16 protein-coding genes are annotated in these 16,442 nt (G+C 49.1%); all 16 read left to right on the top strand.

Annotation, left to right across the window (positions count from 1 at the left end):
* The first annotated feature begins 6 nt into the window (after positions 1-6).
* Positions 7-1,374, top strand: a complete 1,368-nt coding sequence (locus GT003_RS12900; protein ID WP_161698156.1) for a sugar phosphate nucleotidyltransferase — start codon at positions 7-9, stop codon at positions 1,372-1,374.
* Positions 1,375-1,398: 24 nt separating this feature from the next.
* A complete protein-coding gene (locus tag GT003_RS12895) occupies positions 1,399-2,742 on the top strand; it encodes a UDP-glucose dehydrogenase family protein (protein ID WP_161698154.1) in 1,344 nt (447 codons plus the stop codon).
* Between the two features lie 95 nt (positions 2,743-2,837).
* Positions 2,838-4,079 (top strand): sulfotransferase, encoded by a 1,242-nt coding sequence (locus GT003_RS12890; RefSeq protein WP_161698152.1) that lies wholly within the window; start codon positions 2,838-2,840, stop codon positions 4,077-4,079.
* On the top strand, positions 4,076-6,028 hold the full coding sequence (locus GT003_RS12885) for an asparagine synthase-related protein (RefSeq protein ID WP_161698150.1): 1,953 nt from the start codon (positions 4,076-4,078) through the stop codon (positions 6,026-6,028). The genes GT003_RS12890 and GT003_RS12885 overlap by 4 nt, the downstream gene beginning before the upstream one ends.
* A 30-nt stretch (positions 6,029-6,058) precedes the next feature.
* A complete protein-coding gene (locus GT003_RS12880; RefSeq protein WP_161698148.1) occupies positions 6,059-6,202 on the top strand; it encodes a paeninodin family lasso peptide in 144 nt (47 codons plus the stop codon).
* 107 nt (positions 6,203-6,309) lie between these two features.
* On the top strand, positions 6,310-7,242 hold the full coding sequence (locus GT003_RS12875; protein WP_161698146.1) for a phosphoenolpyruvate carboxykinase (ATP): 933 nt from the start codon (positions 6,310-6,312) through the stop codon (positions 7,240-7,242).
* 3 nt (positions 7,243-7,245) lie between these two features.
* Positions 7,246-7,515: a lasso peptide biosynthesis PqqD family chaperone gene (locus GT003_RS12870; RefSeq protein WP_338045982.1), complete on the top strand. Its 270-nt coding sequence runs from the start codon at positions 7,246-7,248 to the stop codon at positions 7,513-7,515.
* Between the two features lie 86 nt (positions 7,516-7,601).
* The gene (locus GT003_RS12865) at positions 7,602-8,033 is read left to right on the top strand and encodes a lasso peptide biosynthesis B2 protein (protein WP_161698323.1); all 432 of its coding nucleotides are present in this window, start codon (positions 7,602-7,604) and stop codon (positions 8,031-8,033) included.
* Complete coding sequence (locus GT003_RS12860) at positions 8,030-9,220, top strand: nucleotidyltransferase domain-containing protein (protein ID WP_161698144.1); 1,191 nt, start codon at positions 8,030-8,032, stop codon at positions 9,218-9,220. Before GT003_RS12865 ends, GT003_RS12860 begins: the two co-directional genes overlap by 4 nt.
* A 12-nt stretch (positions 9,221-9,232) precedes the next feature.
* Positions 9,233-11,041 (top strand): ABC transporter ATP-binding protein, encoded by a 1,809-nt coding sequence (locus GT003_RS12855; protein WP_161698142.1) that lies wholly within the window; start codon positions 9,233-9,235, stop codon positions 11,039-11,041.
* Between the two features lie 112 nt (positions 11,042-11,153).
* Positions 11,154-12,899: a right-handed parallel beta-helix repeat-containing protein gene (locus tag GT003_RS12850; RefSeq protein ID WP_161698140.1), complete on the top strand. Its 1,746-nt coding sequence runs from the start codon at positions 11,154-11,156 to the stop codon at positions 12,897-12,899.
* 153 nt (positions 12,900-13,052) lie between these two features.
* Entirely contained in the window at positions 13,053-14,393 is a 1,341-nt protein-coding gene (locus GT003_RS12845) for a UDP-glucose dehydrogenase family protein (RefSeq protein WP_161698138.1), read from the top strand.
* Between the two features lie 48 nt (positions 14,394-14,441).
* Positions 14,442-15,389 carry an LCP family glycopolymer transferase gene (locus tag GT003_RS12840; RefSeq protein WP_161698136.1) on the top strand — a complete coding sequence of 316 codons (948 nt, stop codon included), beginning with the start codon at positions 14,442-14,444 and terminating at the stop codon, positions 15,387-15,389.
* 2 nt (positions 15,390-15,391) lie between these two features.
* Positions 15,392-15,754: a VanZ family protein gene (locus tag GT003_RS12835; RefSeq protein ID WP_161698134.1), complete on the top strand. Its 363-nt coding sequence runs from the start codon at positions 15,392-15,394 to the stop codon at positions 15,752-15,754.
* Positions 15,672-15,866: a VanZ family protein gene (locus GT003_RS33135; RefSeq protein ID WP_170312211.1), complete on the top strand. Its 195-nt coding sequence runs from the start codon at positions 15,672-15,674 to the stop codon at positions 15,864-15,866. The genes GT003_RS12835 and GT003_RS33135 overlap by 83 nt, the downstream gene beginning before the upstream one ends.
* Positions 15,867-15,930: 64 nt before the next feature.
* Positions 15,931-16,422, top strand: coding sequence for a hypothetical protein (locus GT003_RS12830; RefSeq protein ID WP_161698132.1), 492 nt, complete (start codon positions 15,931-15,933; stop codon positions 16,420-16,422).
* Positions 16,423-16,442: the final 20 nt, after the last annotated feature.

Raw genomic sequence — 16,442 nt, 5'->3', positions numbered from 1 at the left:
ATGGGTATGAAACTTGTACTGTTGTCTGGAGGATCCGGTAAGCGATTATGGCCGTTGTCCAATGATTCTCGTTCTAAGCAATTTCTTAAGGTGCTTGAAGACCAAGATCAACGAATGGTGTCTATGGTCCAACGCGTATGGGGACAAATTAATGCATGCGGATTTAGTCAGTCGAGTTATATTGCCACTAGCAAGTCCCAGACTGAGATCATGCGAAGTCAAATCGGAATGGACGTACCTCTAATTATTGAACCGGAACGCAGAGATACATTCCCGGCCATCGCGTTAGCGGCAACGTACTTATACACCTACATGGCTATTGGTCTGGATGAAGTCATGGCCATCCTGCCGGTTGATCCCTACGTGGAGAATCGCTTCTTCGACAGGGTGAATAGCTTGGAGGAAGTCCTGCTTGAATCGGAAGCGAACATTGCGCTTATAGGCGTCAAACCCACTTATCCCTCATCGAAGTATGGGTATATCATATCGAATAAGCATAACGATACGGCTGCTTATCGCAAAGTTCAGAGATTCCAAGAGAAACCAACCGAGGCGTATGCGGAAGAATTAATCCGATTGGATGCGCTTTGGAATTGCGGCGTGTTCGCATTCAAAATCGGTTATATCATTCAGATGTTGGAAGAGAAAGGGCTGCCCATCCAATACGAGGAATTAGCCAAACAATATCATACGCTTCCGGAGATCAGCTTTGATTACGAGGTGCTTGAGAAGGAAGACAACATCGTTGTTGTTCCGTATGACGGCTACTGGAAAGATCTCGGTACGTGGAACACGCTCACGGAGGAAATGAAGAATCCTCAGATCGGGAAGGGCGCAATTAGCGAAGATTGCGTCAATACCCATCTTATTAATGAAATCGATATCCCAGTATCGATACTGGGGTTATCCAATATTGTAGTGGCCGTAAGTCCTGACGGGATTCTTGTGACGGACAAGAGCGCCAGTCCGCGAATAAAAGATTTTATATCTTACAATCAGAGGCCGATGTTCGAGGAGCGGCAATGGGGCTGGGTCCGGATATTAGATGATCAACAGTATGATGACGGCCGTACCGTGCTAACGAAGCGAGTTGGCGTGAAGGAAGGCAAAAACTTGAGTTACCTATTGAACTCGGACCGCGACGAAGTATGGACGATCGTGAATGGCGAGGGAGAATTTATTCAAAACGGCAATTATATGATGGTGAAGCCCGGTAACGTCCTGCATATTCCTATGAAAACGATGCATGGCGTCCGTGCCGTTACGGATTTGGAAGTCATCATCGTGCAGAGCGGCCTGCAGAATGATACGAATCGTATCGTTGAATTATATAGCACTTGGGATGAAGTTGCCCACTATTGCGTCAAAATCTAAAACTATTCAAAGAGGTGAAATAACTTGAAAATAACCGTCATCGGAACAGGTTATGTAGGTCTTGTCTCGGGCGTCTGTTTCTCGGAGCTCGGCAATGACGTCACGTGCGTGGACCATATCGAAAAGAAGATTGAGATGCTAAGAAACGGTGAAGTACCGATTTATGAACCGGGGCTGAAGGAGCTCATTCAAAAAAATACGGAAGCCGGCCGGTTAGTATTCACGACGGACCTGACCGAGCCTATTCAAAAAGCCGAGATGGTCATTCTTGCGGTAGGTACGCCATCATTGCCGAATGGAGAGGCGAACCTGAGTTATATCATGGCCGCAGCCAAAGAGGTTGCCCAGGCCATCAATAAGAATAATATGGTTATCGTTACGAAGAGTACGGTGCCTGTCGGTACAAATGAAAAGATTAATAACCTCATCATGGAACATACGAACTTCACGTTCTCGATTGCATCCGTGCCCGAATTCCTAAGAGAAGGATCGGCAATCAAAGACACGCTGCATCCCGACAGGATTATCATCGGTACGGAAAGCGAAATCGCAAAGCGCAAGCTAACGGAGCTTCATCGTCCATTAACGGATCAGATTATTATCACGGATGTAAGAAGCGCCGAGATGATCAAGTATGCCTCGAACGCGTTTCTAGCAACCAAAATTTCGTTTATAAATGAAATTGCCAATATCTGCGAAAAAGTCGGCGCGGATGTCACGAAAGTGGCGGAGGGCATGGGATACGACCGGCGAATCGGATCCTCTTTCTTGAAGGCCGGAATCGGTTACGGCGGTTCCTGTTTTCCAAAGGACACCCAGGCCTTGATACAGATTGCCGGCCATGTTGACTATGATTTTAAGCTGCTGAAATCAGTCGTTGAAGTGAATAATGACCAACGATTTAATATCATTCGTAAATTGGAGTCCATACTGGGCAATTTGCAAGGAAAGACCATTGCGATATGGGGGCTTTCATTTAAACCGGAAACGGATGATGTTAGAGATTCTCCTGCGTTCGATATTATCCATTCTTTGCTAGATCGACACGCAAAGGTTCGAGCTTATGATCCAATCGCCGTAAAGAATTTCCGGAGCCAGTTGAATCGCAATGAAGTACATTATTGCAGCTCGGCGGAAGAGGCAGCTCTTCAGGCAGATGCATTATGCGTGCTGACGGAATGGAACGAGTTTAGTGAAATTCCGTTACTTGAGATTCAAGAATGGCTCAAAAGACCTATTTTGATCGACGGACGAAACATCTACACCGAAGAAGAGCTGCTGGATACGGAATTGATGTACTATTCGGTCGGTCGGCCCAATATGAATAAAGGCGTTCGCGAAGAAGTGCCTCTTTTATTCTTAAAATAATTAAAAGAAAATAGATACAAATCGGCGCACTTGTGATACAATTGATACAGAACGTATCGGATAGTAGTTCATATGAACTAGGGGGCAGGCGCAGGATGATTCAAGCAAATGGCGAGAACTTAATCTTCCTGCTCAGTACCCCTCGCAGCGGGAGCTCGTTGGCGACAATAATGCTTCAGAAGCATAGCAAAATCTTTGCCTCGCAAGAGATGTGGTTCTTAATGAGCTTGTATGATTTGCGTCTGAAAAAGGAGCCGCCTTATGGAGGCTCATCGATCATCCATCAATTCTTTAATGGGATCGTCCCGGAAGACACGTATCGGAATGCCTGCAGGGCTTTTGCGCTGCAAGTCTATAACGGGTTACTCCACAGCAGCAGCGGCGCGGAGCTCCTACTGGATAAATCACCTCGCTATTATTACATTTTGGAATTTCTTGATTCGCTCTTTCCCCAGTCCAAACGCATTTGGCTGAAACGTAATCCACTGGCCGTTGCTGCTTCCTATAAGAAACTTAATGCAGAGAGATTCGGCGGACGCTTTAATCTCAAGGATGCATTCCTACAACCCGCATTCAATAATAAAGTAAATGACTTAACGGTGGGATTGTTTCGATACTATGATTACTTTGCTCATCCTCATCCCAACACCCACCATCTCAGCTATGAAACGATGGTTGCGCGACCGCAAGAAGAATTAACTCATTTATGCCGGTTTCTTGGGATCAGTTATGAGCAAGGCCTGGAAAGCTACGGAGACGTTAAGGGGACGGATAAAGGCAAACTATACTTTAGCATGGGCGTCGGCGATCCGAACGTAGCCGATCACAACCAACCTCATCTAGATTCGATAGCCAGCTGGAGAGAGACATTGAGCAAAGAAGAAATGGCGGTTTACTGCCGTTCGATCGGGGCCAAGTTATTCCGGGATATGGGCTATGCGGATGAATTGGAAGAAGCCGAACGAATGACCGGCCTTCGCTTCGATGATGAGCCTGATCAGGAGATGATGCTTTATCGAACGAGCCAAATCAAAGATATAGCGGGAATGAAATGGACCAATCACTACCACATTCGTTCGAATGAAAGCCTGAGCGACAGCCCTCAAGAGGATACGACAAAGCCGGTCACTTCCGTTCAGTCCGAGGTATTGCAGCTCCAAATGACGCTGCAAGCCGTCGAACAGCGGTTGGAGAAGAGCTACCAGAGGCATGAACAAGCGGCTAAAGAACTCCAGCAGCTGAGGCGGAAGGTGCGCCGGGTTAAATCCATGATCCCGTTCGGCGATAAGCTGTCGCACTTGGTGACGAACTATTTTAGAAGGCGGGAGCAGATATGAGCGCAATCTGCGGCATGTTATACGCTGGCAATCAAGAGGCAGATGACTCCGCTGGTGCAGGAATGATGGATGCGCTTCATATTTACCCCAGTGATCGCGCGGACAGTTTGATCGAGGGTCCTCTCTACCTAGGCTGCCATCATCAATGGGTAACATCCGAGTCTATTCAAGACCGTCTTCCGAGATACGATCGACTTCATCGGTTAGCCATAACCGCGGATGCCATTATCGATAATCGGGAAGAGCTCTTCAGCCGGCTGGCAGTCGAACCGTCCGTTCGAAGAGAGATGCCGGACAGCGAGTTAATTCTTCTTGCTTACAGAAAATGGGGGAGAGAAGCGCCGCGGTATCTTCTGGGGGATTATACCTTCGTCATATGGGATGAAAGCCGGCAGGAGCTTTTTGGAGCGAGAGATTTGTTCGGCAATCGGACGCTTTACTATCACGTGAATCAAGATCGACTTGCGTTCTGTACCGCTATTAATCCTTTGTTTAGCTTGGGAGATGTCAAGAAAGAGCTGAACGAGAAATGGCTTTCCGAGTTTCTCGCCATCCCTCTGATGGTCGAATCTCCGGAACTTGCCGCAACCGTGTATGCGAATATTGAGCAGCTCCCTCCAGCTCATTGTTTTACTTTTCATGGAGGCCAGCTTAAGATGTGGCAGTTCGATTCGGTCGGCAAAGGCGCTGCGCTCAACTTAAAGTCTGACGAGGAATACGAAGAGGCGTTACGGGATGTATTTAACCAAGCCATTCGATCATCGCTTCGGACGTTCAAGAAGACTGGCGCTACGTTAAGCGGAGGGCTCGACTCCGGGTCCATTGCAAGCTTTGCTTCCGCGCAGTTAAGAAACGAGAACAAGGTTCTTCATACATATAGTTATGTCCCTGCGAAAGATTTTGTGGACTGGACAGATCGAACGCGAATCGCCAATGAGAGTCCGTTCATTGAAGCGACCGTTCAACATGCAGGCAACATCCACTCGCAGTATCTGGACTTCACGGGCCAAAGCTCGTTTACGGATGTCGATGAATGGCTTGGTCTCCTGGAGATGCCGTACAAGTACTTCGAGAATTCATTTTGGCTTCGGGGCATCTACGAGCAAGCTTCCAAGGACGGCGTAGGCGTGCTGCTGAGCGGTTCAAGAGGCAATCAAACGATTTCTTGGGGACCGGCCCTGCAATATTTCTCGAAGCTCATTCATAATTTCCGGTTTATTCGATTCTATCGTGAGCTGCAGGTGTTCAGCCGCCAGCGAGGCATTAGGAGAAAGCATCTTCTTCCACAAATCGGGAGGCAGGCACTCCCTTATGTGAACGAAGTTTCGATCGTCAACGACGACATGACGTTACCTCGCTTAATAAGTCCTGATTTTGCAAGAAAAACCAAAGTATTCGATAGACTTCAAGAACATGATTTCGCGCTCAGCGGCTCACTAAGACATGATGCGATGGAGGCACGAAGCAATCAGCTGCATAGCCTTATCATCGCGAATTTGAGAGGAACCAAGGGAACGAAACTCTCTCTCAAATATGGAATATGGGATCGCGATCCGACGTGTGACCCCAGAGTCGTAAGGTTCTGCCTATCCGTTCCGCTCGAACAATCCGTAAGGGACGGCTATGACAGGGCACTCATCAGGAGAGCTACCAAAGGATATCTCCCTGATAAGGTTCGGCTGAACCAACAAATCCGAGGCGTCCAGGCAGCGGATTGGATACACCGCATGAAACCTCACTGGCATGCATTTACCGAAGAAGTCGAACAGTTATGCAGCGATGGGATTGTCCATTCCTATATGGATGTGGCCAAGATCAAAGCTGCGCTGACTAAAGTCGGTTCAACTCCGAAAGACGAGCAGGCATTTAATCTGGATACCAGGATCTTAATGCGCAGCGTTATCGTCTACCGTTTCTTGAAGCAAGTCATGAATGAATGTAAAGGATGAATAGGTCTCTACTTGAGAGGAGGTGATATCATGGCACAAGCGAAAAAAGCATGGCAGCAACCGGTTCTGGAAACATTGGAAGTTCGTCAAACTTTGGAAGGCAAAGGCGTTAAATATGTTGACCAAGTTACTCCAGACGACAAAGACATCACTGATACGCCTCCGGTTTCCTAGTACATTTACTTAGATTACCCATGCAATAGACTTGGCCCTTATACAATAGTCTATGTATAAGGGCCATTCTATTCGTACCGGCGACACTCTCATAAAAGGAGAGAGCTATGACTCAGACGACGATAGATACCTATTACGAGGCATTTGGTTTGAAGCTGACAAGCGAATTCGTTCTACCGGAGACTATTCGGTGCCAAGAGCAGAATCATCGGGCTGACGTTGAGATCAGCAGGGCGGATCTGTCAGCGGATTGGGCACGCGCCGACGTCTATCAGCGGTTTTATGCTGCGCATGAGGATGGCATACTATTCCACGTGCCTGACCTAGCTGTATTCAGTATCCAAAGCGGATGCAGGATTATCGTTTCACCGGTTCAAGGAGCGGATGAACGCAGCATTCGCATGTATCTGCTTGGAACCTGCATGGGTGTCATATTAATGCAAAGAGGGTTTCTTACGCTGCACGGGAGTACGGTCGTTATCGATGGTTTGGCTTATGCATTCGTAGGTCATTCGGGGGTTGGCAAATCGACATTGGCGGCCGCTTTCGCTATCAAGGGATATTCGCTTATGACCGACGATGTCATTGCGGTGGCTTCAAGAAATGGCATGGCTCCTGCCGTGACGCCGGGCTACCCGCAGCAGAAACTCTGGCAGGAAAGCCTTCATGCGCTCGGCATGCAATCGGATGATTATGCCCCTCTCTACGGCACGGATAGCAAGCTTGCTGTTCCGATCGCCAACAATTATTGTTCGGTCGAAGTCCCCTTGGGCGGCGTGTTTGAATTGCTTCCTGTGCAGGAGAAATCGTTGACGATCACACAAGTTAGAGGGCTATCTTGTTTTCCGCTCCTGCTGAATCACACGTATCGTAACTTGTTGATTCCGCTGCTAAAGAAGGAGCAAGCTCATTTTACGGCTTCTACCCATGTAATCAGTCACTGCCCGATTCATCAGGTCAAACGGCCGTTTACGGGTTGCGATGCTCTTTATTTGGCTGACAACATCGTTCAATCGATTAGAAAAGAGAAGGTGGGTTAAGCGGTGGCCAATCAATTGTTCGTAAGGCAGCAGGGGAATCTGGTTAGCGAGATGGATGGGGACATCGTCATGATGAACATCCAGCAAGGCAAATATTATAATCTGGGCCAAGTAGGCGGGGTGATTTGGGATTTATTGCAGAACCCGAGTACCGTGGAAGAACTAACAGATGCCCTGCTTAACGAGTTTGAGATCACGCCTGAAGAGTGCGAGAGTCAGGTGATTGCGTTTCTGGAGCAGCTCATGAAGGAGCAATTAATTCAATCTGCGTAGTCGTCTTCCTTCGGACGAACTTTAACGGAAAGGGCTGTCTGGCCTTGTGGAAGATAGTGAAAACCTTTTTTCGAGCGGAACCGAAGATGCGTTTACTGCTGATTGAAGCCTTCTTTTACATCGGATGGGCAAGCATTCTTAAAGCGTTACCCTTCCGAAGAATTGCTCCTGCGCTAGGGCAGCAGCAGGTGGAAACCTCATTCGGGCCTAACGGTGCAAGAGAAACGGAGCTCATCAAGATTGCTCGCGCGCTTCATATGGTGAGCCGGCATACCTGGTGGCCGAGTCAATGTCTAGTTATGGCGATTGCCGGCATGAAGATGCTGGGCCGCAGAAAGATTGAATCGACGCTCTATATGGGCACGGCAAAGGGAGCTTCCGGCATGAAAGCTCATGCATGGCTCAGAAGCGGCCGTCTCTATTTAACGGGAGCGGATGAGATGAAACATTATACCGTGGTCGCCATGTTTGGCAAGACGTTTGAGCTGGAAGCCACGCAGAAGGAGCAAGTAAGATGATCCAGACCTCAATTCTCAAGGTCCCGCCTTTCTCAAGCGAATTGAATCTCCTTCTATCCTTTAACCGAATCGAATACAATGCAGCTGCACGTCAAGCCTTGCAAGAACTCACGGACGTACCGGGTCTGAACTGGACTGAATTCGTTCATCTAGTGAAGCATCATCGGGCATACCCGACCGTATACGCGAATATAAGCAAACTCCAATTATCGACGATTCCAGCTGAGGTTGTCCAAGCTCTCCGCTCTGAATATAACGACAATACGTTTCAAATGCTCCTTTTCACTGCCGAGATGGTCGAGGTATCCAAATGCTTCGAGGAGAATCATATCCGCTCGTTAGTGCTGAAGGGGCCGGTAGTGGCACAGCGCTTATACGGGGATATCAATCGAAGAACCTGCAAAGATCTCGATATTCTGGTTCCGTATCAACAGATCGAGCAAGCGGAGAAGCTGCTGCTGGCAAGGGGTTACGTGCCGGATGACGATGAGGATCAAATCCTCAATGACCGGGAATGGACGATCCACCATTTGGCGTATACCCATCCGATCACACGCATCCAGGTCGAGCTGCATTGGCGTTTGAATTCCGATCGAAGGACCGAGCCTTCATTTGACGAATTATGGGAACGGAGAAATACAAGCGACATTAACAACAGTCCCGTAGCTTTTCTTGGTGACGAAGATCTATTTTTATTTTTGATTTTGCATGGAGCCAGACATGGATGGTTTCGAATCCGATGGCTGATCGATATAGACCGGCTGCTTCAAATAGAGCTGAATTGGAATCATGCGCATCAATTGTTAAAGAAGCATGGTGCGTTACAGATTGCCGGTCAAGCCATTATACTGGCGAATCAATTGCTGGGAACGCCGATAACCGACGAATTGATCCCACTGGCGCAAGGGAACCGTCCGCGGAAACTTGCCGAGAAAGCGACGGTTTTTATTCGGGAGTGCATCACGCTTTCCCCGGTTCCGCGTGAATTGGATTTGTATTATCGTCGCTATTTATTTCAACTGTGCACGATGAATCAAAAGATGCTGTTCATCATTAGTCTGCTCTATCCGAACAAAAGAGATGTCGAAACCTTACCGCTGCCCAAAAGGCTATACGCGTTATATTTTCCGCTGCGCCCCATATTGTGGTTTTGGCGGCGAGTGAAGCAGCAAGCAGCTTCGTCATAAGGGGGGACTACGATGGTACAGATAGGTTTTTACCTAAAAAAAATGCAAACGTATGCCGGGCGTTCATTCTATCTGTATCTAGTTGGCATGGTGGCGATCAGCTTCTTAGAGAGCATCAGCATCTATATGATTATACCGATGCTGAGCTTGATCGGCATATTTAAGCTGCAAACGGGTGCAATTCCTTTGCTCGAGCCCCTAACGGACGTTCTTCATCGGCTGCCGGTATCGGGAGCGCTTCCTATTATTCTGTTTCTGTACTTGTTTCTAATCGTCGGGCAGTCGCTGCTGCAGAAGGCTCAAACCGTCTCGGGCACGAAGCTGCATCAAGGCTTTATTAAACATCTACGGACAGATATCTACAAAACGTTATTGCAGGCTGATTGGAGCTTCTTCTTGCGCAAGAGGCGATCGGATATCAGTCATCTTCTAACCTCTGAACTGGCTAGGGTCAGTCAAGGCACGATATTGACGCTGAGGCTGATGACATCGCTGCTGTTTACCGTGATTCAAATCGTGTTCGCATGCTGGGTTTCCATGAAATTGACGCTTCTTGTTCTCGCAGCGGGCCTGGCATTGTCATTATTCGCCAGAAAGTTTATTCGCCAGGCAAGCGCACTGGGCGATGCGACGACAGAACTCTCGCAGAGTTATTTCTCCGGGATTACGGAGCACTTCAACGGCATCAAGGATATCAAGAGCAATCAGCTTGAACAAGCGCATTACACGTGGTTTCAACAATTATGCACGAAGATGGAAGATAACCAAATCCGGTTTTCCAGCATGCAGACGACCAGCCAAGCTTATTATAAAATCGCATCTGCCTTTATGATCGTACTATGTATCTATCTATCGATTTCGGTCCTCCATGTCGGCGCGGGGCAATTAATGCTTGTCGTCGTTATATTTAGTCGGTTATGGCCAAGGTTTACGGATATTCAATCCAGCCTGGAACAAATCATGTCTTCTCTTCCGGCTTTCAAGAGCGTGTTGAATCTGCAAAAGGAATGCGAGGAAGCTTATGAGGCCGGAATCGTCGAAAGCAAGGATAACGTCAACGTCGATTTGACTGATTCTCGCAGCATTGAATGTCGTAACGTTTCCTTTCGCTATCATTCAGATGCCCAGGCTCCTTATGTGCTTCGCGATATCAGCTTGCAGATTCCCGCGAAGAGCATGACTGCAATCGTTGGAAAATCCGGTGCGGGTAAAAGCACCTTAATCGATATGTTAATCGGACTTATTCAGCCATTGCAAGGTGAAGTGGTTGTTGATGGCGTAGCGTTAACGGACTCCAATCGGACAAGTATGAGAAGAGACGTGAGTTACGTCTCGCAAGACCCGTTCTTGTTCCATACTAGTATCAGAGAAAACCTGCTGCTGGTCAAAGCCGACGCGAAGACGGAGGAATTATGGGAAGCGCTGGCTTTTGCGGTTGCGGATGAATTCGTCAGAAAGCTTCCGCAAGGTCTGGATACCATTATCGGCGACCGCGGCATTCGCCTATCCGGCGGTGAACGTCAACGTATCGTGTTGGCCAGAGCGATTCTCCGCAAACCTGCCATATTGGTTCTTGATGAAGCGACAAGCGCGCTGGATAACGAGAATGAGTCCCGAATTCAGCAAGCATTGGATCAACTGAAGGAGAAAATGACGTTGATCGTTATCGCTCATCGCCTATCGACGATCCGTAATGCGGATCAAGTCATCGTGCTGGATCGAGGAAGTATCATTCAACGGGGGGCCTACCAGCAGCTAGCTAGAGAAGCGAAAGGTACGTTCAGTGAATTATTGGCTTTTCAGTCGGGAGCGAATGCATAGCCTCGCGTGATCAGGAAAACAAAACTTCTCAGAGAGGTGCTTGTGAAAAAGTGTACAACGCCTGCGAATGGCAGGCCTGTTACTAAAGCGTATTGGATAGGGAGTGTAAGCGGTGAAGAAAGGAATTTATATCGTCTGCATTATCGTTATCGTAACGCTCACAGTTGCGATAGCTGTGACGGCAAACTCTGTCGGAGACAATGAAGCCATGGAGTTGAATGCACGAAGTACGGAAAAGTATGCGCAAGAGAACGTTAGGACCTATTTGAAGGATACGCCAGATGATCCCGAGAAGGTGATCAATGTCGTCAGCAAGGAATTCGGGGCTGTAGGCGATGGAAAGAAAGATGATTCCAAAGCGATCCAGAAAGCGATGGACAAAGCCAAAAAGCTCGGCGGAGGCATTGTATTCTTCCCTCGCGGCACCTATCGAACGACTCTAAATATCAATCTCTACTCCAATACCAGCATTTCTGGCAAAGATGCCGCGGTCATAAAAGACGATTCCAAAAAGGATTATTCCGTGTTCGTTATTGGCACCAATCAGCACGACGTCGTCATCGAAGGCTTGGCGATTACCAATAAACGTAAAGTCAGCGGAATCGGAATCGACTTTAGCACTGGCGCTTCAAACGTATGGATTCAGGGAAATAAATTCAGCGGACAAAGCAATCAATCGATTAACATGAATGCACTGCGCATCAAACACGTACAGATTAGCGACAATCAATTCAATAAGGTGAGCTACGGGATTCTTACCAATAAACAAGCCAAAGACTTAACGGACGTACGGGTGCTTAACAATCAATTCATTGATATTTATTCAGACGGAATCGAACTGAATCACCCTGGTACGGTAAATGAAGCCGGAGAAAATTTCGTTATTTCCGGAAATTTTATATCGGTTCCCAAAGGAGTAGGAACATCCAAAGGAGCTGGCTTCGGTATCGGCATCGCCGGCGCTTCCAATATTACGATCATCGGCAATATTATCGATAAGGCCAGATACGAGGCGATTCATATCGAGGATGAGGCCAACCATATTCTGATTACCGGGAATATTATTAACAGCGTCCAGAATGACCCGGATGTCGGATTAAACTCGGGGATTTATATCATCGACGGCGACTTTATTACCATCTCCAATAATACCGTTAAGCAGGCCGACGATTACGGCATTCACTTGGAGTATGCGACCGACAAGCAGGCGAGCAATGTAATCATCACCGGCAATACGTTAACTGGGAATAAGAAAGGCGGCATGCGAGTTTCAAGCTTCCGCGAAGATTCGAATATTATCGTATCGCAAAATATCGTCACGGATAACTTCGGAGACGGCATGCGGGTAGATGGGGAAATCGGGAATCTGAAGCTGACGGACAATATCTTCGACAATAATAAAGGTTATGGCATCTACGTGATGCGTTCAGGGCCGGGCTGGTTTATATCGGGCAATTCCTTTACGGGCAACGAGCAGGGGAACATTGGAATAAGCGATTCCGTAAAGACGCCCGTTCCTATACGAACGCAAACCGTAGTGATCAAGTCGCAGACGAGCGCCATCGTGGATGAAGGATACGAGACGCCGCTTGAGAATGTTTTTTCACTTGGCTCCGGAGCCGACGGCGTGCTGTACGTATCGGTCAAGCAAGGGAAAATCAGCCGAACGGAAATGTATAAGATTAATTGGGATGGAGCATCACTGACCCAATCAAACCTGGCTGCTGACGCGGACGGCGACTTGGCGATTAAACCGCCGCTCATGAACGGCAGCCAATTGCAGTTGCAGGCCGTAGGGGAGAAAGACGGGAACATTGATATGGAAGTGCATTACGAGGGAATGATCATGCTCAAATAAACAGAAGAGCATGTGTACCAAAGTAAGGGAAATCTATGTCTTTCATGATACAATATGTATCAGAATTCGACCTTTACTTAGGTGCGAGGGCGATCGACTAAAGGGCGTACCGGCGTACGGACAGGACCAGATCTTTGGAAGGGAGCGTAGAGAATGAGGATCGCCGTAATTGGATGCGGCTTTGTCGGACTGGTAACGGGCGCGAGCTATGCGGCACTGTCCCATGAGGTCATTTGCGTAGACAAGGATGAAAGGAAGATTGCGAGGCTGCTTCAAGGTGAGATTCCCATCCATGAACCGGTGCTTCAAGAGCTAGTCATCAGGAATATGCAGACTGGAACGCTCTCTTTTACGACCCATCTAGAGATGGCCGTCCGGATGTCGGAGATCATCATTCTTGCCGTCGGTACGCCGTCTTTGGCGGATGGCGAGACGAACCTGAGTGACATGGAGCAGGCAGTCGGCGATATCGCCCTGTGCATGAATGGTCCCAAGACGATAATCACGAAAACCACGGTTCCGGTCGGTACCAACCATAAGCTGCAGTCTATGCTGTCGTCGCTTACGGATGAAGTCTCTATCGTGGTTTCGATGCCGGAGTTTTTGCGCGAGGGGTCGGCAATTCGCGACATGCTTTATCCGGATCGTATAGTCATTGGAACGGACCGCCCAGAATCGGTGGAAGACATTATTGACCTTCATCGTCCCTTGACGAGCAACATCATCATCACCGACATTCGCAGTGCCGAGATGATGAAGTACGCTTCGAATGCCTTCCTAGCAACGAAGATCTCCTTCATTAACGAAATCGCTAATGTCTGCGAGAAGGTCGGAGCCGATGTGACCCAAGTAGCGGAGGGCATGGGCTATGATCATCGGATCGGCCCTTCATGCCTCCAAGCCGGAATCGGTTATGGCGGATCCTGCTTTACGAATGACACGCAGGCGCTCATTCAAATCGCAGGCAGCGTGAACTATGAATCCAAATTGCTGAAGTCCGTTATAGACGTTAACCGCGAGCAGCGCCGCATTATCGTCCAAAAGCTTGTACAGCTGTTCGGCCAGCTGCAAGGTCGAACGATCGCCGTTTGGGGTCTTGCCTTTAAGCCGAATACGGATGAAATTTGGAATTCGCCTGCCATCGATGTCATACGGGAACTGATTGCGTTGGGGGCCGCCGTCCGAGCTTGCGATCCATTAGCGCTTCCTAACTTCCGTAAGCACTACGACCATGAACGGGTTGTATGGTGCAAGGATGCGTTGGATGCGGCCTGCGAAGCCGAGGCGATCTGCTTGCTGACGGATTGGCCGGAGTTTGGCGGCTATGATTTGGCAAGGCTTCAGCAGGTCATGAAGCAGCCGGTTCTCATCGATGGACGCAATATGTATAAGTCATCGCAGTTGGACCGATCGGATTTTATATACTTCTCGATTGGTCGCCCTGCGCTTAACCGCGGTTTGGATCAAGCTAAGCAAGGGAACGTTCACAGCTGAGCCGCTAAGCTCGTTTAACCAAAGCGAAGAGATAAGGAGTCCTGCAACATGAAGCGTCCATGGAAGCGCGCTTTGATCTGGTCGGGTTCGGCTGCCGCGGTTGTCCTGTTGGCGGCGGGCGGCATGGTTTGGTTTCTATATCATTCTGCGGCGAAGACCGCCTCCGAAATGTACGAGGACATCCCGGTAAAGCCCGTCTATGTCAGTAAGGATCCGTTGGTAACCAAGAAGCCCGAGACGGCGATTCAGATGAAAAATGCGGAGCCGTTCAACGTTCTTGTTCTGGGCGTAGACCAGCGGGAGCATGACAGCGGCCGTTCCGATACGATGATCGTCGTGACGGTCAACCCCGCCAAGAAATCCATGCTCATGTTCAATATTCCGCGCGACTCGCGAACGGAAATCGTCGGCCATGGAACGGTGGATAAGATTAATCATGCTTACGCATTCGGCGGAGTGAAGATGGCGATCGATACGGTCGAGAATTTCATTGATTATCCCATCGATTATTACGTCAAGGTCAATATGGAGGGCTTCGCGCGACTCATCGACATGGTCGGCGGAGTAGAAGTCGACAATCCTTTTGCATTCGACTATGACGGCGTTCACTTCGAACAGGGGCATCTCGCTCTGAACGGCACGAATGCCTTGCTCTATTCCCGCATGCGGTACGACGACCCGAAGGGCGACTTGGGCCGCAACACGAGGCAGCGCGACATCCTTCAGGAAGTCATGAAGCACGCGCTCAGCTTGTCATCGATTACGCACATCAACGCATTGCTCGGCGAGCTGGGGGACAGCGTGAAGACGAATGTTACCTTCGATGAGATGAAAACGTTCGTGAAGGATTACCGTCCGAGCATCGGCAAGGTCGATACGGTCGAGATTCAGGGGACGGGACAAATCATCGATAAAATCTGGTACTACAACGTCTCGGATCAAGAGCGGCTTCGCATTCACGATATGATCAAGGACCATCTTCAAACGGGGTCGTAATCATGAGGGGACGGTTCAGAAAGGGACTCCCGTTCTTGGCGTTGGCAGCTTGGGTGGCGCTAATTTTCGTCTTCTCCTCGCAAACCTACCAGAAGCAAACCATTCAACCTACGCTGAATCGTTCGTTGACGTTTCAAAAGGCGGAGGAGGTGCTGCCGAAGGTGGAATTCAATTACAACCATACAACCTATTCGTCCCGCGTCAATCCGTACAGCGTCATCGAGTTCATGTTTCGCAAGGCCGCGCATCTCTTCGTCTACGCCATGCTGGCTATTGACGGCCATGTGGGCTGGCCGCCGAAGAACGCTTGCTCGAACGCTGCCTTTCTCGCTGCTAGCGGTCACGCTGATTGCCGCGCTCGATGAATTCAATCAGCGGCGGATACCTGGGCGGACGGCCAATCCGGAGGACGTTCTTGTCGACATTCGGCGGCTGCATCGGTTTTCTCGTCTATGCCGCCATCCGTTATCTCTATAAACGGTCTAAATCCCGGACTCGTCTCATAAAGTGAACTACTTTACGGGACAAGGAGTGAACGGGGATGGCTGTAAGACGCAACCGGGGCAACGGCACCGTTCTCAAGCTGATGCTGGTGGCATTCGTCGTCATCGTCATTTGGATGACATGGCGAAACACGGCATCCAAGCTGATGGGGAACGACGACGAGAAGCAGGCGAGAGCAGCGGTCGAGCAATTCTATGCGTACGAGCAGGCGGGAGACTTCGGCAGTTCATGGACGTTATTCCATCCGCTCATGCAGGAGCGCTTCGAGAAGGCCGGTTACATTCAGAAGCGCGCGCAAATTATGCTGCAGGATTTCGGCGTGAAGACGTTCGATGTCAAGATAGGGCCGCCCAAGCGGCTGCCGCAGTGGAAGATGAGCCGGGAAGCGCAGCCGATCGCGAATGTGTACGAAATAGCGGTGACCGAGTCGTTTCAATCGCCGTATGGCAATTTCGATATTCATCAGGCCTGCTTCGCGGCCAAGGTGGACGGGAAGTGGAGATTGCTCTGGTCATACCAGCAAGAATAATGGAATCAAAACCGCAGATG

It is taken from the genome of Paenibacillus sacheonensis (assembly GCF_009909195.1).
Taxonomy (GTDB): Bacteria; Bacillota; Bacilli; order Paenibacillales; family Paenibacillaceae; genus Paenibacillus_Z; species Paenibacillus_Z sacheonensis.
The sequence above is the reverse complement of the archived record's forward strand: the minus strand, read 5'-3'. Positions and strand labels throughout refer to the sequence as shown.

Bases quoted from the DNA above. Each gene is read 5' to 3' on its own strand.
- GT003_RS12900 (WP_161698156.1), top strand. From the start codon at position 7: ATGAAACTTGTACTGTTGTCTGGAGGATCCGGTAAGCGATTATGGCCG.
- GT003_RS12890 (WP_161698152.1), top strand. From the start codon at position 2,838: ATGATTCAAGCAAATGGCGAGAACTTAATCTTCCTGCTCAGTACCCCT.
- GT003_RS12885 (WP_161698150.1), top strand. From the start codon at position 4,076: ATGAGCGCAATCTGCGGCATGTTATACGCTGGCAATCAAGAGGCAGAT.
- GT003_RS12880 (WP_161698148.1), top strand. From the start codon at position 6,059: ATGGCACAAGCGAAAAAAGCATGGCAGCAACCGGTTCTGGAAACATTG.
- GT003_RS12875 (WP_161698146.1), top strand. From the start codon at position 6,310: ATGACTCAGACGACGATAGATACCTATTACGAGGCATTTGGTTTGAAG.
- GT003_RS12865 (WP_161698323.1), top strand. From the start codon at position 7,602: ATGCGTTTACTGCTGATTGAAGCCTTCTTTTACATCGGATGGGCAAGC.
- GT003_RS12860 (WP_161698144.1), top strand. From the start codon at position 8,030: ATGATCCAGACCTCAATTCTCAAGGTCCCGCCTTTCTCAAGCGAATTG.
- GT003_RS12855 (WP_161698142.1), top strand. From the start codon at position 9,233: ATGGTACAGATAGGTTTTTACCTAAAAAAAATGCAAACGTATGCCGGG.
- GT003_RS12845 (WP_161698138.1), top strand. From the start codon at position 13,053: ATGAGGATCGCCGTAATTGGATGCGGCTTTGTCGGACTGGTAACGGGC.
- GT003_RS12840 (WP_161698136.1), top strand. From the start codon at position 14,442: ATGAAGCGTCCATGGAAGCGCGCTTTGATCTGGTCGGGTTCGGCTGCC.
- GT003_RS12835 (WP_161698134.1), top strand. From the start codon at position 15,392: ATGAGGGGACGGTTCAGAAAGGGACTCCCGTTCTTGGCGTTGGCAGCT.
- GT003_RS33135 (WP_170312211.1), top strand. From the start codon at position 15,672: ATGTGGGCTGGCCGCCGAAGAACGCTTGCTCGAACGCTGCCTTTCTCG.
- GT003_RS12830 (WP_161698132.1), top strand. From the start codon at position 15,931: ATGGCTGTAAGACGCAACCGGGGCAACGGCACCGTTCTCAAGCTGATG.